This is a genomic window from Streptococcus sp. 596553, from assembly GCF_900411395.1.
GTDB lineage: Bacteria > Bacillota > Bacilli > Lactobacillales > Streptococcaceae > Streptococcus > Streptococcus mitis_BA.
On the sequence record NZ_OXCQ01000006.1, the window covers coordinates 89,788 to 111,574 of the forward strand.

Sequence of the window (21,787 nt, forward strand, 5' to 3'; positions counted from 1 at the left end):
AAATTTTTGTATATTTATTTTACGAATGTTTTGTTTAAAAATAGTAGAATAGTTCCTTTTAGGTATCAAAGTTATCTGCTTTTCAAAATAAAAAGATTTTATCCAAATTCATTTCCGAATTTTAGTTTTCAAGGAAATATAACAATATATAGAAAATTAAAGCATTTTCCTGATTTTAAAGTTAAAAAATTCATAATTTTGGTTATAAAAACGAACGAATTGTAAAAATTGTCTGAAAATGTTTTTTTTTTTAAGTAAATTTGATGAGCATTTAGTTTGCATATATATCACTTATCATGTACAATGAAGAAGTAAAGTATCACATGCAAAACCTCGTCCATGGCGAGGAATCTTTGCATGTAGATATGGACATAAAAAATATTTTTAAGGAGAACACAATAAGTGGAGAAGAAATCGCCTATGAGTCGTGTTGAACGCTCGCACCGTGAAAAAGTCACACGTTACTCAATCCGTAAATATAGTTTTGGAGCAGCCAGTGTAGCAGTTGCTGCCCTGTTCATGTTCTTGGGAAATGGAGCTGTATCAGCTAATGAGTTAAGCAAACAAGAGACATCTCTAGCAGCTCCAGGGCTAGCCTCTGAACATGAGGGACCACAAGAAGCAGAAAGTGCTTCGGTAGTAGCACCAGCTTCTGATGCCCAATCAACTCCAGCAGCACAACCAGTCGTAGAAGAACCAGCAAAACCAGCTGCACCAGAAGTAACAACTCCAGCTTTGGACAAAAAGCAACTTGAAAACTACATTTCAGAAGTTAAATCAAAACTTTCTGCAGGTACGTATGCTAATAAAACAGAGGAGAGCCTTGCTCTTTTGAATGGTGAATTGGCTTCTGCTGAGTCTGTACTCGCTTCTGCAACTAGTCAAGATGAATTGAACGTAGCTTACAGAAACCTTGTCACTACAGTAAGCTCAAAATTAAAAAACAAACCAAAAGATTCAAAAGACGCTCCGAAAGTAGATACTACTAACGGACAACCAACTGTAGGTAAAAAAGCAGAAAACACTGAGAAAAAATCAGAATCTAACGCAATCGAAAACACAGGTTTAAACGACCCACGTAACGATAAAGAGATTGATAAAGAGAATGCTTTCCGTACAGAAGCGACAGCTACAACTCATGCACCTACAACGGTAACTTCAGGGAATTTAAGTTATACTATAGAATTTTCTAATGATAAGACAAAAGAAGTCTATGCTTATAACGAAGAAGATACAGACATTGAGATTTCTGTAAATTCAACAACTGGTAAAAAACTAAAAGAAGTGACAGTTAAAAAAGGAAGTGGTCAGTATTTAGATGGAAGACCTATATCTTCGCCTATTAAACCAGTAGAAACAGATGGTTTCGGATGGTCGTACAGTTCAATTACAAGTCCAACAACAGGACCAGTAACAGTACGTGTAACAGGAAAACCAAATGAGACATTTAAAACAAATCCGAAAGTTGGATATACTAAACAAGAAAATCAAAATGCAGTATTAGGGGATAGATATTTACATATTGTTGATGAAGATGGAGACAAAATATCAGGTGGTACAAACTCATCTAATCCAGGTTACTTCAAAATGGTTGTTAAATCTCAAACATATAAATACAACATCCAACAACCAGAAAACAATGCGAATAAAATTGCTGTTTCAGATATTAACAACTTAACGGAAACTGATATTCAGAAAATTAAAGACCAAATCAAAATTGGATATTCTAAAACAAGCCAAGATGCTAGATTTGAATCTAAAAAAGGTCAAGATTTAGATAATCAAGCTTCTGTAGTGAAAAGTATTGACGTAAATGGACAAACTATCACTGTAACCTATAACGATGATTCAACAGACACAGCTTCAATTTCTGATGTGGCACGTACCAATAACGCACCAACAGTCGAAATTCCATTCTCTGATGCTGCAACAAAGCAGGTTTATGTTTATGGAGGAGAAGAAAATTCATTTGATATTAAATTCAAAGATGACTCAGGTAAGATCAAGAGTGCTGCAGTAGTTCAAGGCGGGAATAATGCATTTAATAGAGTAGAAGGTGAAGAAAATAAAGTAGATGTTGAGTGGGGATACACTGCGAACTTTATCGATGCTGAAACAACAGCAACAGAAGATTCACCGGCAATTATTAGTTATTCAGGAATGCCTGGAGGTAAGCTAACAAATAAACAATTAGAAACAGCCAGAACTAAAGGTTTAGTGTTAGGTAAGCGATATGCAACAGCGGCTGACTTAGATAATGCAATAATTAAAAATACTGCTCGAGGTAATTCGTTCCAAACAGACCCAGGAGCATTTGAAGTTGTATTGAAACCACAAACTCAAAAGTATGACATTCAAACACCAGCAGAAGCTGATAAAGTAGCAGTGGATGACGCGTCAGATGTGAGTGAAGCAGAATTTAATAAAATCAAAGATAAGATTAAGATTGAATACTCTAAAAATAACATCGATGCTCGTCTAGCTGATAAAAAAGGTCAAGCTGTAGAAAATCAAGAAGAACGTATCACAAGCATTAAAAAAGTTGATAACAATCTAGTTGTAACTTATAAAGATGGTTCAACAGATACTAGACCATTGACTGATTTTGCACGTACGAACAATGCTCCAGAAGTAACAATCCCTTACTCTACAACTGCAAATGGTAAAAAAGATGTCTATATTTATGCTAATGAAGATATCAATATCGATATTAAATATACAGATGATTTAGGTAAGATTAAATCTGCAACAGTTAAAAAAGGTGGAAACAATGATTTAAGTGCAACTGCGAATCCTGCAGTTTTAGATAACGAATATGATATGACTTTAACGCCAATTACTGCAGAAACAGTAGCGACAGCTGAAAATCCTGCAATTGTGAAAATTGGTGGTAAGGTAACGAAAGAGACACCTAAACTTGACGCGGCTAAATTCCCTAAAGGTGATAATGATGAATATCGTCTAGTAACTCGTTATGCAACTGCAACTGACACAGATGGAAAAGAAATTCGTAATGTTGCTAAAGGTTCTTCATATGAAACTGACCCAGGTTCATTCAGTATTGTATTAAAATCTCAAACGAAAAAATATGACATTAGAGAGTTGGCTGATGCTGAGAAACCGGTGGTATCAAACATTGATAATATTCCAGCAGATGAGTTAGCTAATATTAAAGAAAATCTTCCATTAGAATACTCTAAGAAAAATGAAGATAAGAACTTAGAAGATAAAAAAGGAAAAGCAGTAGAAGCTGAAAATGCTAAGAAGGTTGTAAAAGATCTTGTTCAAGAGGGTACGAACTTAGTAGTAACTTATCAAGATGATTCTAAAGATACAATTCCTGTAGAGAAAGTTGTGAAATTAGATAAACAACCAGCTATTGATGCGGTAACAACTGAAGCTGCTAATAAAATCAAAGCTATTAAGGAAAATACTGCATTATCAAAAGCTGAACAAGATAAAGCTATTGCTGATGTAGAAAAAGATAAAGCAGCAGCATTAGACAAAATCGCTGATGCTACAAATGCAACAGATGTAACTGCAGGTAAAGATGAAGGTACTGGTGCTGTAGCAAAAGTAAATCCAATCGGTAAAGAAAAAGCTAAAGAAGAAATCGCTAAGACTTTGGAAGCTAAGAAGGATGCTATTGAGAACAATGATAGCTTAACACAAGCCGAGAAGGAAAAAGCTAAAAAAGCTGCTGAAGACAAGGCAGCAGCAGCCCTTGATGAAATCGAAAAACAACCAGCAACAGCAGAAACAGCAGATGCGGCAACAGCAGCGCAACAAGCTGTAAACGATAAACAAGCTGAAGGAACCAAAGAAGTTGCTAAAATCAACCCAATCGGTAAACAAGCAGCATTAGACAAAATCGATGAAGCCTTAAAAGCTAAAGAAGCAGAAATGGATGCCCGAACTGACCTAACAGAGGAAGAAAAGGCAGAAGCGAAGGCAGAAGCTAAAAAACTTGCTGATGCTAAAAAAGCTGAAATTAAGGCGAAAAATGATAATGCAGAAACGCCTGAAGCAGCTACACAAGAGCAAGGTAAAATCGATACAGCAGGCGATACTGGAAAAACACAGGTAGAGGGTGTTACTAAACCTGCTGCTAAAAAACCAGCAGCTAAAACAGCGGTAGAAACTACAGCCGCTGCTAAAAAGCAAGAAATTGCTCAAGACGCAGCCTTGACTGAAGAAGCTAGAGCAAAACTTCAAGCTGAGGTAGATGCTGTTAAGAAAGCTTCGGAAGAGGCAATCGATGGTGCTAAGAAAAATGCCGATGTTGATAACGCTAAGAAATCAGCAGAAGCAGCGATTAAAGCCATCAACTCTGCTCGTTTACCAGCGAACAAGGTAATTGCTGAAAATCCAACAGCCTTAAATGAGGATGAACGGAAAAAACTAGAAGATGCTATTAAAGCAGTAAACCCTCCTGGAACGACGGTAGTTGTTAAGGATGATGGAAGTGCTGAAGTAACCTTACCAGGGAAGCAAGCACCTGAAACATTAAAACAAACAGACCTAACAAAAGATGTAAATGCTTTAGATACTGCAGGTGGTGGCAACAACATCAACCGTCCAACGGATAAAGTGATTGTTGGAAATCCTGAAAGTTTGACAGATGCAGATAAAGAAAACATCAAAAAAGCTGTTCGTGAAGTAAATCCTAATGCTGTTGTGACAATTGATGACAATGGTACAGTAACGGTTTCAACACCAGAAGGAAATACAGCAGGATTTACAGCCAAAGAATTGGTGCGTACTTTAGCTGATGCAGCAAATCCTGATTCAGGTAATGCAGGTGTTCGTAAGCCAGCAGATAAAAAAGTTGGACTAGCGACAGACCCGGCAGCACAAGCTGAAGTAACTGAAAAACTGAAAAAATTAAATGGTGGCGACGAAAAAGTTAAAGCTGTTAAATATGACGATGAAGGAAATGCAACAGTAGTTCTTAAAGACGGAACAATTGCGACAATTCCAGCAGGTGACTTATTCAAGACAGAAGAAGATGCTAAGAAAGCAAACGGTGGCGATGACATCAATAAACCGAATGCTCAAACAGTTGTAGAAGATATTGCAGCATTACAAGGTGAAGCAAATAAAGAAAAACTTGATAAAGTAAAAGCTGAAATTAAAGCAAAAGTTGAAGCTGTAAATCCAGGTGCAGTTGTAGTAGTTGACGACCAAGGAAACGCAGTTGTAACAACACCAGAAGGTAAAACAGCAGTTATTGACGCAGATGATTTAATTAAAAAACCTAATGAAACATCAACTGCCAAAGCTGGTAACAACATCAACAACCCAGCTGACAGAGTACGTGTTGATAACAGTAAGCAATTAACAGACCCTGAACTTGCTAGAATTAAAGCAGCAGTTGAAGCAGTGAACCCAGATGCTACAGTAGTAGTCGATGACCAAGGAAATGCGACTGTAACAACTAAAGATGGTAAAACTGCAACAATTCCAGTGGCAGATTTAGTCAAATCAGATGCGGATAAAGAGAATGTTAACGGTGGAAACCAAGTAAACACTCCAGCTGATAGAGTAGTGGTGGACAGTACAGATGCACCATTACCACAAGAAGTTACAGACGCTATTAAAGCTAAAATTCAAGCAGTAAATCCAGATGCAACAGTTGTTGTAGATGAAAAAGGAAATGCAACAGTAACAACGAAAGACGGAGCTGTGGCAACAATCCCAGCGAGCGATTTAGTAAAAGCTAAAGCTGACTTAGCTGACCCAGCGAAACAAGATGCTGTCAACAAACCAGCAGACAAAGTAGTAGTGGATCCAGCTTTAGTAGATGATCCAAATGCAGATTTAAGTGCCGCTAAAGATGCTATTAAAGCAGCTGTAGAAGCAGTAAATCCAGATTCTACTGTAGTAGTTGATGACAAAGGAAACGCAACAGTAACAACACCAGAAGGTAAAACTGTAGTGATTCCAAAAGCTGACTTAGTGAAGAAAGAAGCTGACAAAGAAACTGCTAAAGCAGGAAATAACATCAACAAACCAGTAGACAAAGTAGTTGCTGCTAAAGATGCCTTAACTCCTGAAAATATCGCAGCAATCAAGGCTAAAGTTCAAGCAGTAAACCCAGATGCAACAGTAGTAGTTGATGCAAAAGGAAATGCAACAGTAGTTACACCAGACGGTCAAACAGCAACAATTCCAGTAACTGACTTAGTGAAATCTCCAGAAGAAGCTAAAGATGAAAAAGCAGGAAACAACGTCAACAAACCAGCAGATAAAGTAGCAGCAACAAAAGCTGATTTAGCTGATGATGCGAAGAAAGCAGACGTTAAAGCTAAAATCAAAGCGGCTGTAGAAGCAGTGAACCCAGAAGGTTCAAAAGTATTCGTAGACGACCAAGGAAATGTGACTGTAACAACTCCAGATGGTAAAACAGCGACAATCCCTGTTGAAGATCTTATCAAAGATACAACTCAACCAAATGCAGGAAACAAAGTAAACACTCCAGCAACGAAAGTGGTTGTAACAGATCCTGCTAATATCAAGGCTGATGAAGATAAGATTAGAGCAGAAATTCTTAAAGTTAACCCAGGTGCAACAGTTGCATTTGACGACAAAGGAAACGCAACAGTAACAACGAAAGATGGAGCTGTAGCAACAATTCCAGCATCTGATTTAGCAAAAGATGCAGCTGACTTAACTAAGCCAGACAAGCAAGATGAAGTTAAGAAACCAGCAGATAAAACACTTGTTAAGAAAGCAGGTAAATTAACTCCAGCTGAAAAAGATGCAATCAAAGCAGAAATCGCTAAGGTAAATAGAGATCCGAAGACAACTATCGTAGTTGATGACGAAGGAAATGCAACAGTTACAACTCCAGAAGGAAAAACTGTAGTAATCGCCAAAGAAGACTTAGTGAAATCTCCACAAGAAGTTGATGGTGCAAAAGCAGGAAATAACATCAACAAGCCAGCGGATAAAGTAGCGGCAGCGGCGGCAGATTTAGTTGGACCGAATAAAGATGAAGTTAAAGCTAAAATCCAAAAAGCGGTTGAAGCAGTAAACCCAGGTGCGACTGTCTTTGTTGATGACCAAGGAAACGCAACAGTAACAACACCAGACGGTAAGACAGCAACAATCCCAGTTGAAGACTTATTGAAAGATCCAGCAGCTAAAGAAACTCCATCAGCAGGAAACAAAGTAAATACTCCAGCTGAAAGAACAGTAGTAGCAAATCCAGCTGAATTAACTGATGCTGAAAAAGCTAAGATTACTGCAGCAATTCAGGCGGTAAATCCTGAAGGAACTAAAGTCGTATTTGACGAAGCAGGAAACGCAACAGTAACAGTACCAAATCAAGACGGTACTATGGCTACAGCGACAATCCCTGTAAGTGACTTAGTGAAATCAAATGCTGAAAAAGATCTATTGGATCCAGCTAAACAAAACCCAGTTAAGAAACCTATCGATCAAACAGTAGTTGCTGATAAAGATGCATTAACTGATGAAGACCGTAAAGCTATTAAAGCTAAAGTTGAAGAAGTTAACCCAGATGCAACTGTAGTAGTTGATGAAAAAGGAAATGCGACAGTAACAACTAAAGATGGTAAGACAGCTGTAATCGCAGCGGATGATTTAGTGAAAACTAATGATGAAGTATTAAGCGATGCAAAAGCAGGTAACCTTATCAACAAACCAGCAGATCGAGTGTTTGTTAAAGATGGACAAATTACGGATGATGTTAAAGCAAAAATCGCTGCTAAAGTTCAACGTATAAATCCAGGAGCAACAATATTCGTAGATGAAAATGGAAATGCGACAGTAACAACACCAGACGGTAAGACTGCAACAATTCCAGTAGCTGATTTAACGAAGACTGACGCTGATAAAGCTAAAGTGAATGCAGGAAATAAAATCAATTCACCAGCAGACAGAGTGTTAGTGAAAGATAGAGATAAATTAACAGCGGAAGATATTCAAGAAATTGAGAAAAATATCTTAGAAGTAAACCCAGGAGCAACAGTAGTATTTGATGCAAAAGGAAATGCGACTGTTAAGAATGCAAATGGAGACATCGCAACAATCCCTGTAGAAGCCTTAGCGAAACCAAAAGCAGATCTATTAAAACCTGAGAAACAAGATTTAATTAAGAAACCTGTTGACAAAGTGTTAGTAACAGATCCAGCTAACTTGGATAAAGAAGCTATTAAGAAAGCTGTTGAGGAAGTGAATCCAGGTTCAACGGTGGTTGTTGATGACAATGGAAATGCAACGATAACTACAGAAGATGGTAGAAGCTTTGTAATTCCAGCAAAAGATTTAGTGAAAACAGCAGAAGAAGCTAAAAATGCAAAAGCTGGAAATAACATTAACAAACCAGCGGATAAAGTAGTAGTAGCAGATCCAACTAAACCATTATCTCCAGAAGAGAAAAAAGCGATTGAAGCTAAGATTAAAGCAGTAAATCCAGATGCGAAAGCGATTTTCGTAGATGATAAAGGAAATGTTACAGTAACTGTAGTAGATAAAGATGGTAATACAGCTACAGCAACAATTCCAGCGGCAGATTTAGTAACAAGTCAAGAAGAAGCTAAACAACCAAATGCAGGAAACAAAGTTAACACACCAGCTGACAAAGTAGTTGTAAGCGATCCAGATCATTTATCAGACGAAGATAAAGCTAAGATTACAGAAGCAATCAAAGCAGTAAATCCAGAAGCTAAGGTGGCATTTGACGATAAAGGAAATGCAACGGTAACAACTAAAGATGGAGAAGTTGCAACAATTCCAGCTACTGATTTAGTGAAAACAGCAGAAGAAGCAGCTAAACCAAATGCAGGAAACAATGTCAATACACCAGCTGATAAAGTAGCGGTTGATTCTACTAAACCATTAACGGAAGATGAGAAAAAAGCAATCGCAGCTAAAGTAGCAGAAGTTAACCCGGGTGCAACTGTAGCAGTAGATGACCAAGGAAACGCAACAGTAACAGTAAATGGTAAGACAGCGGTCATTCCAGCGGCGGCATTAACTAAGACAGCAGATTCAGCTAAAGAACCAAACGCAGGTAACGACGTAGTTAAACCAGCTGACAAGACAGTTGTAGAAGATCCAGAATCATTAACAAAAGACGAGCAAGATGCAATCATAGCTAAAGTAGCAGAAGTAAATCCAGAAGCTAAAACTGTAGTTGTTGATGACCAAGGAAATGCAACTGTAACAACTAAAGATGGTAAGACAGTGGTTATCCCAGCGAAAGATTTGGTGAAAACAGCAGCAGAAGCCGCTAAGCCAAACGCAGGAAACGATGTCAACACACCAGCAGATAAGACAGTCTTGGATCCAAATGACTTAGAAGCATCTAAGAAAGCAATCGAAGACAAAGTTAAAGCTGTAAATCCAGGAGCAACTGTAGTAGTAGACGACCAAGGAAACGCAACAGTAACAACTAAAGATGGTAAAGTAGCAGTCATTCCAGCATCAGACTTAACTAAGACAGCAGATTCAGCTAAAGAGCCAAACGCAGGAAACGACGTAGTTAAACCAGCAGATAAGACTGTAGTAGCAAATCCAGACTCATTAACAAAAGATGAGAAAGATGCAATTGCAGCTAAAGTTAAAGCAGTAAATCCAGATGCGACTGTAGTAGTAGACGACCAAGGAAATGCAACAGTTACACCTAAAGATGGAAAACCAGTTGTCATTCCAGCATCAGACTTAACTAAATCAGCAGCAGACGCAGCTAAACCAAACGCAGGAAACGACATCGTTAAACCAGCCGATAAGACTGTAGTAGCAAATCCAGACTCATTAACAAAAGATGAGAAAGAAGCAATTGTTGCTAAAGTTAAAGCAGTAAATCCAGGTGCTGAAGTTGTAGTGGACGACCAAGGAAACGCAACAGTAACAGTAAATGGTAAGACAGCGGTTATTCCAGCGGCGGACTTAACTAAGTCGTCAGATGCAGAAAAGGCACCAAAAGCAGGAAATGACATTGTTAAACCAGCTTCTAAGACAAAAGTCGCAAATCCAGACTCATTAACAAAAGATGAGAAAGATGCAATTGCAGCTAAAGTAGCAGCCGTCAATCCAGGTTCAACTGTAGTCGTAGACGACCAAGGAAACGCAACAGTAACTCTTCCAAACGGAAATACAGCAGTTATTCCAGCATCAGATTTAACAAAATCTGCAAAAGATGTGAACGATGGAAAAGCTAAAGACAATGCAGTTACACCAGCCTCTAAGACAAAAGTCGCAAATCCAAATGCCTTAACTGAAGCTGAGAAGAAAGCAATCGCAGACAAAGTTAAAGCAGCAAATTCAGGTGCTGAAGTTGTAGTAGATGATAAAGGAAATGCAACAGTAGTCAAAGATGGCAATGTTTCAGTTATCCCATCAACAGACTTAGTTAAAGTTGAAGACGATGCTAACAAAGCTAATGGCGGTAACGATGCGAACACACCAGCAGCTAAGACTGTAGTAGCAGATTCAACTAAACTTACAGACAAAGAGAAAGAAGCTGTTAAGAAAGCTGTTGAAGCAGTCAACCCAGGTTCAACCGTAGTCGTAGATGACGAAGGAAACGCAACAGTAACCAAAGGTGACGGAACAGTTCTTAACATTCCAGCTTCAGATTTAGTCATCCCAGCAGAAAAATTAGCTGATGAAGCTAAGACTGCTAAAGTGAAAACACCAGCTATCCGTACATTAGTTGGAAATAAAGAAAACTTAACAAAAGACGAAAAAGACGCTGTTAAGAAATCAATTGAAGCAGTCAACCCAGGATCAACTGTAGTAGTGGACGACCAAGGAAATGCAACAGTAACATTACCAGACGGTTCGATAGCAACAATTTCTAAAGAACAACTAGTGAAGAATGCAGAAGAAGCGAAAGCTAAAAACGGTGGTAATAATCTTGATTTCGACTTGAGTAAAGTAACGGTAGCAAACCTTGCTAATATTACTCCAGAAGAAAAAGCGAAATTCCAATTCAAGGTTCTAGGTGCTATCACAAATGTAGAAGAATTCGATCTTGATGCTTACATTAAATCAACAGATAAAGATGGAAACACAGTTTACACATCTAAAGATTCTAAAGTGAAAATTACAATCGACAAAGATGGTAATGCAACAGTCGAAAAAGATGGTAAGAAAGAATTAGCTATTAACATTGATAAAGCTGGAAATGTAACAATCGTTACAAAAGAAGGCCAAGTATTAGCAATTCCAAGAGATGACGCATTCAAACAACGTTCATATGTACCATCAAATGGTGGAGGTAATAACGGAGCTGCTAACACTGACGCAAAAGTGGATAAAGCTAAGTTAGAAGGTGCTATCCATCAATTAGATGAATTGTTCATCCAAGAATCAGCTAAGCTTGATGCAGAAACTGCAAAAGAAGCGACTGACTTATTGGCAGACGCTAAGAAAGTATTTGCAGATCCGAAAGCAAACCAAGATGAAGTGGATGCAATGGTTAAACGTATTGAAGACTTCATGGCGAAAGTTGCTCCAGCAACTGATCATGCAACTCCAGCTAAGGACCAAGCTGCTCAAACATCAGCTCCAGCTACTACTCAAGCAGCAGCTAATGCTAGCCAAGAAGCAGCAACAAACACGCGTAAAGCAGCTAAAGAATTGCCAAATACAGGTACAGCAGATTCTACTGTAGCTATGGTAGCAGCAGCCGCAAGTGCATTACTTGGTCTTGGTCTTGCAGGCCGTCGTCGTAAAGAAGACGAAGAAGCTTAATTGGTAGATTGTTTGATAAACATCAAATAATAAATCCGATTTTCAAAGCTTAAATAAGTACCTCTCATAAGAAAATCTCCTAGCAGGAAAGTCTGCTAGGAGATTTTTGTATTTCAGGAAGTGGACGGATGACTTGGCAACCAGCTGAGGGTGAAGGTCAGTTGCTCAGCTTTCAAGAGGTCTCGGTGTTGAATGCTAGATACGGGCACCTTATCCAGTCGGCACTCTTTGACAAAGTTAAAATGGCTGTGGTTTTGCTCAGTATGAATATCTAGCCATTTATTTTCTTTAGCTAGGTAGATACGGAGGTGGTCAAAGAGAGGAATTCCGAGGTCATAGCTTGGTTTGCCTGGACAGGTCGGATAAAATCCGAGGGCCGACCAGATGTACCAGGCCGAGAGACTACCATTGTCTTCATCGCCAGGATAGGCTTGCCAGCTTGGGTGAAAAGCTTTCTGACGGAGCGTCTTGATAAGAAGGGCAGTGTAGTCAGGGTAGTTGCTGTAACGGAAGAGATAAGGAATGTGGAAGCTCGGCTGGTTGGAAATGGCGAGTTGCCCAAAAGGAGCAGTAGCCATCTCGCTCATTTCGTGAATCTCGTAACCATAGCCTATTGTCTCAAAGAGGGGAGCCTCCTGACAGGTTTTCAAAAGATAGTTGCTGAAGGCTTCTTTTCCACCCATAAGTTGGCTTAAGTCTGGGATGTCGTGGAGAACGCCTAAAGTTGCTTGGATGGCTGAACATTCGGCATAATCACGTCCCCAACTATAAGGAGAGAAGTCAGGGCGGAAGTTGCCTCGATTGTCTCGCGCTCGCATATAACCTGTCTCAGCATCAAATAGATGGCGGTAATTTTGTGACGCAGTTCTATAAGTTTCTGCGATGTTTGTTTTTCCGAGTTTTTCGGCACAGCTGGCGATACAAAAGTCACTATAGGCATAGTCTAGAGTATGGCTGACGCTTTCGTGGTGGTCAGTAGAGAGGTAGCCTAGTTCTTGGTATTGGGTTAGTCCGTGGCGACCATTGATGCCGAGAGGGTCAGATTTGCTGGCTGTTTCAAGCATGGCTTGGAGGAGTTCTGCTTCCAAGTCGGGAGCCATGTTCTTGCAGGCGCTATCTGCGATAATGCCATCTAGCAGGGTACCTGGCATCATGCCACGTTCATCTGGGGCCAGCCATTTTGGAAGGAATCCAGTATCGCGGTAGCTATTGAGAAAACCTTCTAAAAAGAGACGATAGTGTTCCGGTATGACAAGGGCAAAGAGGGGGAAGGTGGTACGGAAGGTATCCCAGAAACCATTGTTGCTAAAGAGGACACCGGGCTTGACAGAACCAGTAGCCAGATCTATGTGGCTGGCTTGCCCTGATTCATTAACCTCATAAAAAGTCTGTGGGAAGAGGAAGAGTCTGTAAAGGCAGTGATCAAAGAAGGTTCGGTCAGCCTCTCCTGTCTCTATAATGTCAAAACGATGGAGGAGATTTTCCCAGTCCGCTTGTGCATTTGCTTTACAGTTATCAAAATCTACTTGAGGTAGATTAAGCAGTGCTTGAGAAGGGGAGATGAAAGAAGTGCCTAGTTGAATCTCTGCATGGCTATCTTCCAGGTCAATTCGCCAGTCTCCCCCTTCTTGGCTGACAGCAAGAATATCCGTATTCATTTGCAGGGCAGTGAATAGTTTTAGCGGATTTTTGTTAGTATCAGTTTTTCCTTCTTGTCTCAAGGCCAGAGTTCGCTTATCTACCTGCTCCACGGTCAGTTCATCTCCTGCGTGAAGATAGAGGGAGAGGGCTTTGCCTTGTTTTTGCTCCAAACGAATAGAAGCACCATAGCAAGTCGGTGTGAGCTGGGTTTCAATCTGATAGCGCAGGGAGAAAATTTTCAGATAATGAGGTTGGAAAGAGGCCTTATCTATGTCATAGGAAGATTGGCGGTGAAAGAGGCTGTCTCCACCCAGTTGACCGGTGACAGGTGTCAGAAGGAGCCAAGAGTAGTCCCCAATCCAAGGACTTGGTTGATGGGTCAATCGAATCCCCTGAAAGATAGGCAGATGTGGATCAAAAAACCAAGAGCCCTCCTGGTCACTGGTCTGGGGCACAAAGTAATTCATCCCAAAAGGAACGCCTGTGTATGGCAGGGTATTTCCCCGAGAAAAGGCATGCTTGCTGGCAGTCCCAAAGCGGGTATCGATGGTTTCAAGTAGTGGTTTCATAGTCTTTCCTTTAGCTGTTTTTCTACATTATATCAGAAAAAGAGGGCCTTTAGAAAAGGAGTTTCAAAGATAACTATTTTGTAGAAAAATGACTATCATTTGTGTATGTATTTTCTGTCTCAAAAGCTATATACTGAAAATGAAACTTGTTTGAAAGAGGATACTGCACGATGATTTATTCAAAAGAAATTGTTAGAGAATGGCTAGATGAAGTGGCAGAGCGGGCTAAGGACCATCCAGAGTGGGTGGATGTTTTCGAGCGTTGCTACACCGACACCTTGGACAATACGGTTGAAATCCTAGAAGATGGTTCAACCTTTGTCTTGACTGGGGATATTCCTGCTATGTGGCTTCGAGATTCGACAGCCCAACTCAGACCCTACCTGCATGTGGCTAAAAGAGATTCGCTCCTGCGTCAGACCATTGCAGGTTTGGTCAAACGTCAGATGACCTTGGTACTCAAGGATCCTTATGCCAATTCCTTCAACATTGAGGAAAACTGGAAGGGGCACCATGAGACTGACCACACAGACCTTAATGGCTGGATTTGGGAACGCAAGTACGAGGTGGACTCGCTTTGCTATCCTTTGCAGTTGGCTTATCTCCTCTGGAAAGAGACTGGCGAAACTAGTCAGTTTGATGAGACTTTTGTCGTAGCGACTAAGGAAATTCTCCATCTTTGGACGGTAGAACAAGACCACAAGAACTCACCTTATCGTTTTGTTCGTGATACCGATCGTAAGGAAGATACACTGGTAAATGATGGATTTGGCCCTGATTTTGCAGTGACAGGCATGACCTGGTCAGCTTTTCGTCCAAGTGATGATTGTTGTCAATATAGCTACTTGATTCCGTCAAATATGTTTGCTGTAGTTGTCTTGGGGTATGTGCAAGAAATCTTTGCAGAACTAGTCCTAGCTGATAGCGAGAGTGTTATTGCTAATGCCAAGCGTCTCCAGACTGAGATTCAAGAAGGAATAGAAAGCTACGCCTACACCACCAACAGCAAGGGTGAAAAGATTTACGCTTTTGAAGTGGATGGCCTAGGAAATGCTAGCATCATGGATGATCCAAACGTTCCAAGTTTGTTGGCTTCGCCTTATCTGGGCTACTGCGATGTCAACGATGAGGTTTATCAAGCAACTCGTCGTACCATTCTGAGCCCTGAAAATCCCTACTTCTACCAAGGAGAATACGCTAGTGGTCTCGGAAGTTCTCATACCTTCTATCGCTATATCTGGCCAATCGCCCTTTCTATCCAAGGTTTGACAACAAGAGATAAGGCAGAGAAGAAATTCTTGCTGGATCAGCTGGTTGCTTGCGATGGTGGTACAGGTGTGATGCATGAAAGCTTCCATGTAGATGACCCAACTCTCTACTCTCGTGAATGGTTCTCTTGGGCTAACATGATGTTCTGTGAATTGGTCTTGGATTACCTAGATATTCGCTAAGGAGCGTGATTTATATTCTTCGAAAATCTCTTCAAACTACGTCAGCTTTATCTGCAACCTCAAAGCTGTGCTTTGAGCAGCCTGTGGCTAGCTTCCTAGTTTGCACTTTGATTTTCATTGAGTATTAGTGCAACCGATTCTTGTCAGAATCACAAATTTACATTTAAAACATTAAAAATTTAATTTAGAATGAGGTTTTACTTCATGGAAAATGTTGTCGTACATATCATCTCACATAGTCACTGGGACCGTGAGTGGTACTTGCCTTTTGAAAGCCACCGTATGCAGTTGGTGGAATTGTTTGACAATCTTTTTGATCTCTTTGAAAATGACCCTGAGTTCAAGAGTTTCCACTTGGATGGACAAACTATTGTCCTTGACGACTACTTGGAGATTCGCCCTGAAAATCGCGACAAGGTCCAACGCTACATTGACGAAGGAAAATTGAAGATTGGTCCATTTTACATCTTGCAGGATGACTACTTGATTTCAAGTGAAGCCAACGTCCGCAATACCTTGATTGGTCAAGCAGAATGTGCAAAATGGGGCAAATCAACCCAGATTGGTTACTTCCCAGATACCTTTGGAAATATGGGGCAAGCACCTCAAATCCTTCAAAAATCAGGCATTCGCGTGGCAGCCTTTGGGCGTGGTGTGAAGCCGATTGGATTTGACAACCAAGTTCTCGAAGATGAGCAGTTTACATCACAGTTTTCAGAAATGTACTGGCAGGGTGCGGACGGAAGTCGTGTCCTCGGTATCCTCTTTGCCAACTGGTACAGTAACGGGAATGAAATTCCAGTTGATAAAGACGAGGCCTTGACCTTCTGGAAACAAAAATTGTCAGATGTGTGTGATTACGCTTCGACCAACCAATGGTTGATGATGAACGGATGTGACCACCAGCCTGTACAGCGAAATCTGAGCGAAGCTATTCGTGTGGCAAATGAACTCTTCCCAGATGTGACCTTTGTTCACAGTTCTTTTGATGAATATGTTCAAGCTGTGGAAGGTGCGCTTCCTGAACACTTATCAACGGTTACAGGTGAGTTGACTAGTCAGGAAACAGATGGTTGGTACACACTTGCCAACACTTCTTCATCTCGTATTTATCTCAAACAAGCCTTCCAAGAAAATAGCAACCTCCTAGAGCAAGTTGTAGAACCCTTGACGATTATCACTGGGGGTCATAACCACAAGGACCAGTTGACCTATGCTTGGAAAACTCTTTTGCAAAATGCGCCGCATGATAGTATCTGTGGCTGTAGCGTGGACGAAGTTCACCGTGAGATGGAAACTCGTTTTGCCAAGGTCAACCAAGTCGGAACCTTTGTCAAGACCAATCTTCTTAACGAATGGAAGGGCAAAATTGCAACTCACGAAGCTCAGAGTGACTATCTCTTTACGGTTATTAACACAGGCTTGCATGATAAGGTTGATACTGTCAGCACAGTGATTGATGTGGCGACTTGTGATTTCAAGGAATTACACCCAACGGAAGGCTACAAGAAGATGGCTGCTCTTACCTTGCCAAGCTACCGTGTGGAGGACTTGGATGGTCGTCCTGTAGAGGCTAAAATCGAGGATCTTGGGGCTAATTTTGAGTACGATTTACCAAAAGACAAGTTCCGCCAAGCTCGTATTGCTCGACAAGTGCGCGTGACCATTCCAGTTCACCTAGCGCCACTTTCTTGGACAACTTTCCAATTGCTGGAAGGAAAACAAGAACACCGTGAGGGTATTTACCAAAACGGAGTGATTGATACGCCATTTGTAACGGTGAGTGTGGATGACAACATCACAGTCTATGATAAGACAACTCACGAAGCCTATGAAGATTTTATCCGCTTCGAAGACCGTGGTGACATCGGAAACGAGTATATCTATTTCCAACCAAAAGGAACAGAGCCAATCTATGCAGAGCTTAAGGGCTACGAGGTCTTGGAAAACACAGCTCGCTATGCTAAGATTTTGCTCAAACATGAATTGACCGTGCCTGTCAGTGCCGATGAAAAACTAGAAGAAGAGCAAAAAGGCATCATCGAGTTTATGAAGCGTGAAGCTGGTCGTTCAGAAGAATTGACAAGCATTCCTCTTGAAACTGAGTTGACTGTCTTTGTTGATAATCCACAAATCCGCTTCAAGACTCGCTTTACTAACACTGCCAAAGACCACCGTATCCGTCTCTTGGTCAAGACTCACAACACGCGTCCAAGCAATGATTCTGAAAGCATCTATGAGGTGGTGACACGACCAAACAAACCAGCTGCTTCATGGGAAAATCCTGAAAATCCTCAACACCAACAAGCCTTTGTTAGTCTGTATGATGATGAAAAAGGTGTGACTGTATCCAACAAGGGATTGAATGAATACGAAATCCTTGGAGACGACACCATTGCAGTGACTATTTTGCGTGCATCAGGTGAGCTAGGTGACTGGGGTTACTTCCCAACACCAGAAGCACAATGCTTGCGTGAGTTTGAAGTCGAATTTGCGCTGGAATGCCACCAAGCCCAAGAACGCTTCTCAGCCTATCGTCGTGCTAAAGCCTTGCAGACACCGTTTACCAGCCTTCAGCTTGCTAGACAGGAAGGGAGCGTGGCTGCGACTGGTAGCCTCTTGAGCCATTCTGTTCTCAGCATACCGCAAATCTGTCCAACAGCCTTTAAGGTAGCTGAAAATGAAGAAGGCTATGTTCTTCGTTACTACAATATGTGTAGTGAAAATGTACGTGTACCGGAAAGTCAACATCTCTTCCTTGACCTACTTGAACGACCATATCCAGTTCATTCAGGACTATTGGCTCCACAAGAAATTCGTACAGAATTCATCAAAAAAGAAGAAATTTAATTTCAAAAAGTAAACATAAAAAGAAAGGAGGGGCGAAAAAGTAAAAACTAACTGCTGATTCGCCCCTTTTTATGGTAAAAACAATGACCATTGCAACAATTGATATCGGAGGGACTGGAATTAAGTTTGCCAGTCTGACTCCTGATGGGAAAATACTGAATAAGACAAGCATTCCAACGCCTGAAAACTTGGAGGATTTACTAACTTGGTTAGACCAGCGCTTGTCAGAACAGGATTATAGTGGGATTGCTATGAGCGTTCCAGGTGCGGTCAATCAAGAGACAGGTGTGATTGATGGCTTCAGTGCGGTGCCCTACATCCACGGATTTTCTTGGTATGAAGCACTTAGTTCTTATCAGATTCCTGTCCATCTGGAAAATGATGCCAACTGCGTTGGACTCAGTGAACTACTAGCTCATCCAGAGCTTGAAAATGCAGCCTGTGTCGTGATTGGGACAGGGATTGGCGGAGCCATGATTATCAATGGTAGACTTCATCGAGGTCGCCACGGCCTGGGTGGAGAATTTGGCTACATGACCACCCTTGCCCCTGCTGAAAAACTCAACAACTGGTCGCAACTAGCATCAACTGGAAATATGGTGCGATACGTGATTGAAAAATCTGGTCAGACTGACTGGGACGGCCGCAAGATTTACCAAGAGGCTGCAGCTGGTAATACCCTTTGTCAAGAAGCCATTGAGCGCATGAACCGTAATCTGGCGCAAGGTTTGCTTAATATCCAGTATCTGATCGACCCAGATGTCATTAGTCTGGGAGGCTCTATCAGTCAAAATCCAGATTTTATCCAAGGTGTCAAAAAAGCTGTAGATGACTTTGTTGAGACCTACGAAGAATACACGGTCGCACCCGTTATCCAAGCCTGCACCTATCATGCAGATGCCAATCTCTACGGTGCCCTTGTCAACTGGCTACAGGAGGAAAACCAATGGTAAGATTTACAGGAATTAGCAGTAAACAACATCAAGCTATAGAGTTGCTTCAAAAGCACATTTCGCTACCAGATGTAGAGGTAGCAGTCGCTCAATCTGACCAAGCCTCTATCTCTATCAAGGGTGAGGGTGGTCGCTATCAATTAACTTATCGCAACCCCCACCAACTTTATCGTGCCTTGTCCTTGTTGGTAACAGCTCTAGCAGAAGGTGACAAAGTAGAAATTGAGGAGCAGGCGGCTTATGAAGAGTTGGCTTATATGGCTGACTGTTCGCGAAATGCGGTGCTGAATGTGGCTTCTGCCAAGCAGATGATTGAGGTCTTGGCTCTCATGGGCTACTCAACCTTTGAACTCTACATGGAAGATACCTACCAGATTGAAGGGCAGCCTTACTTTGGCTATTTCCGTGGAGCTTATTCGGCTGAGGAGTTGCAGGAAATCGAAGCCTATGCCCAGCAGTTTGACATGACCTTTGTGCCATGTATCCAGACCTTGGCTCACTTGTCAGCCTTCGTCAAATGGGGTGTCAAAGAAGTCCAGGAGCTCCGTGATGTAGAGGACATTCTCCTCATTGGCGAAGAAAAGGTTTATAACCTGATTGATGGCATGTTTGCTACTCTATCTAAACTACAAACTCGCAAGGTCAATATTGGGATGGACGAAGCACACTTGGTTGGCTTGGGACGTTACTTGATATTGAACGGTGTTGTGGATCGTAGTCTCCTCATGTGCCAACACTTGGAGCGCGTGCTGGATATTGCTGACAAATATGGTTTCCACTGCCAGATGTGGAGCGATATGTTCTTTAAACTTATGTCAGCAGATGGCCAGTACGACCGTGATGTGGAAATTCCAGAGGAAACGCGTGTCTACCTAGACCGTCTCAAAGACCGAGTGACTTTGGTTTACTGGGATTATTACCAGGATAGCGAGGAAAAATACAATCGCAATTTCCGCAACCATCATAAGATTAGTCATGACCTTGCCTTTGCAGGGGGAGCTTGGAAGTGGATTGGCTTTACACCTCACAACCATTTTAGCCGTCTAGTAGCTATTGAGGCCAATAAAGCCTGCCGTGCCAATGAAATCAAAGAAGTCATCGTGACTGGTTGGGGGGACAATGGTGGTGAAACAGCCCAGTTTTCTATTCTCCCAAGCTTGCAAATCTGGGCAGAACTAAGCTACCGCAATGACCTAGACTGTTTGTCTGCACACTTCCAGACCAATACAGGTCTATCAGTTGAGGATTTCATGCAGATTGACCTAGCCAACCTCTTGCCAGACCTACCAGGCAATCTCAGTGGCATCAATCCCAACCGCTATGTCTTTTATCAGGATGTTCTCTGTCCGATCCTTGACCGGCACATGACACCTGAACAGGACAAACCACACTTTGCTCAGGCTGCTGAGATGCTTGCTGATATTAAAGAAAAAGCTGGCAACTATGCCTACCTCTTTGAAACTCAGGCCCAGTTGAATGCTATTTTAAGTAGCAAAGTGGATGTGGGAAGACGCATTCGTCAGGCCTATCAAGTAAACGATAAGGAAAGTCTGCAAGAAATCGCAAGACAAGAATTACCAGAACTCAGAAGCCAAATTGAAGACTTCCATTCCCTCTTTAGCCATCAATGGCTGAAGGAAAACAAGGTCTTTGGCTTGGATACGGTCGATATCCGTATGGGCGGACTCTTGCAACGCATCAAACGAGCAGAAAGCCGTATCGAGGCTTATCTGGCTGGTCAGCTTGACCGCATAGACGAGCTGGAAGTAGAAATTCTGCCATTTAACGACTTCTACGCAGACAAGGGCTTCGCAGCCACAACAGCCAACCAATGGCATACTATTGCGACAGCTTCAACCATTTATACAACTTAAAAATAAGAACACCTTGCTTGGCGTAGGGTGTTTCGCGTGAAACAGAGGGATTATCTAGTTTCAAATACTACAGTTAGACAAACTTATGTTAAAATGACTGAGAGGGAATGTCTCTTAGGAGCACCCCTATCGATTAGCTATTGGAGGTATTGTGGTACACTTAAAATTAGTAAAACAAGAAATAGAAGCTGAAAAGCCAGCATCTGTAGAAGCCTGGGTCATTTTCGTCAAATTTTAAAAAGGTTGCTACCGACATATACAAATTCCAAAAACAAAAACGTTAGCATAACTAGCAGATGTGATTTTATGGAGTTTTGATTTTGCAAATGATCATGCTCATGCATTTTTCATGGATAATGTTGCGTGGAGTCATGCAGATTCTTACTTTCTTAGCTTTGTTAGTGACGATGTTGAAGAACGTTACACAGAAAATGTCTATCTGGATACCCTAAGTGTCAAACAAAAATTTAAGTTTATTTTCGACTTCGGTAATGAATGGCGTTTTGAATGCCAAGTGCTGAGAGAAATCGAGACAGAGGGCGAAGAAGCTTATCTCGTACGTTAAGTTGGAACGCCGCCAGAACAATATCCAGATTATGATGGTTTTGACTATGAAGAATGGTAAAATTGATTGTTAAACAATCTAAAAAAACAATTGGAATCAGTCTGTGTAGGCTTAGTATCTCAATTGTTTTTTGTGATGGTTTCAGATAAGAGAGTTT

Annotated in this window: 7 protein-coding genes; 6 read left to right on the top strand and 1 reads right to left on the bottom strand. The window is 41.3% G+C overall.

Features of this window, described 5'->3' with window-relative positions:
* The first annotated feature begins 402 nt into the window (after positions 1-402).
* Positions 403-11,727: a DUF1542 domain-containing protein gene (locus tag DSY56_RS12035; RefSeq protein ID WP_200832390.1), complete on the top strand. Its 11,325-nt coding sequence runs from the start codon at positions 403-405 to the stop codon at positions 11,725-11,727.
* A 113-nt stretch (positions 11,728-11,840) separates the two neighbouring features.
* Here the strand turns inward: DSY56_RS12035 and DSY56_RS07315 are convergent, their stop codons facing one another.
* Entirely contained in the window at positions 11,841-13,937 is a 2,097-nt protein-coding gene (locus DSY56_RS07315; protein WP_112444750.1) for a GH92 family glycosyl hydrolase, read from the bottom strand.
* A gap of 170 nt (positions 13,938-14,107) precedes the next feature.
* Here DSY56_RS07315 and DSY56_RS07320 point away from each other — a divergent pair, with 170 nt between their 5' ends.
* The 5 genes from DSY56_RS07320 (at position 14,108) to DSY56_RS07340 (ending at position 21,630) form a co-directional block, all read left to right on the top strand.
* Entirely contained in the window at positions 14,108-15,388 is a 1,281-nt protein-coding gene (locus tag DSY56_RS07320; RefSeq protein ID WP_112444752.1) for a glycoside hydrolase family 125 protein, read from the top strand.
* A gap of 204 nt (positions 15,389-15,592) precedes the next feature.
* A complete protein-coding gene (locus DSY56_RS07325) occupies positions 15,593-18,238 on the top strand; it encodes an alpha-mannosidase (protein WP_112444754.1) in 2,646 nt (881 codons plus the stop codon).
* An 83-nt stretch (positions 18,239-18,321) separates the two neighbouring features.
* Positions 18,322-19,191 carry an ROK family protein gene (locus tag DSY56_RS07330; RefSeq protein WP_200832396.1) on the top strand — a complete coding sequence of 290 codons (870 nt, stop codon included), beginning with the start codon at positions 18,322-18,324 and terminating at the stop codon, positions 19,189-19,191.
* On the top strand, positions 19,185-21,065 hold the full coding sequence (locus DSY56_RS07335) for a beta-N-acetylhexosaminidase (protein WP_112444758.1): 1,881 nt from the start codon (positions 19,185-19,187) through the stop codon (positions 21,063-21,065). Before DSY56_RS07330 ends, DSY56_RS07335 begins: the two co-directional genes overlap by 7 nt.
* Positions 21,066-21,414: 349 nt before the next feature.
* Complete coding sequence (locus DSY56_RS07340; RefSeq protein WP_234990560.1) at positions 21,415-21,630, top strand: hypothetical protein; 216 nt, start codon at positions 21,415-21,417, stop codon at positions 21,628-21,630.
* Positions 21,631-21,787: the final 157 nt, after the last annotated feature.

Bases quoted from the DNA above. Each gene is read 5' to 3' on its own strand.
- DSY56_RS07325 (WP_112444754.1), top strand. From the start codon at position 15,593: ATGGAAAATGTTGTCGTACATATCATCTCACATAGTCACTGGGACCGT.
- DSY56_RS07335 (WP_112444758.1), top strand. From the start codon at position 19,185: ATGGTAAGATTTACAGGAATTAGCAGTAAACAACATCAAGCTATAGAG.
- DSY56_RS07330 (WP_200832396.1), top strand. From the start codon at position 18,322: ATGACCATTGCAACAATTGATATCGGAGGGACTGGAATTAAGTTTGCC.
- DSY56_RS07340 (WP_234990560.1), top strand. From the start codon at position 21,415: ATGGATAATGTTGCGTGGAGTCATGCAGATTCTTACTTTCTTAGCTTT.
- DSY56_RS07315 (WP_112444750.1), bottom strand. From the start codon at position 13,937: ATGAAACCACTACTTGAAACCATCGATACCCGCTTTGGGACTGCCAGC.
- DSY56_RS07320 (WP_112444752.1), top strand. From the start codon at position 14,108: ATGATTTATTCAAAAGAAATTGTTAGAGAATGGCTAGATGAAGTGGCA.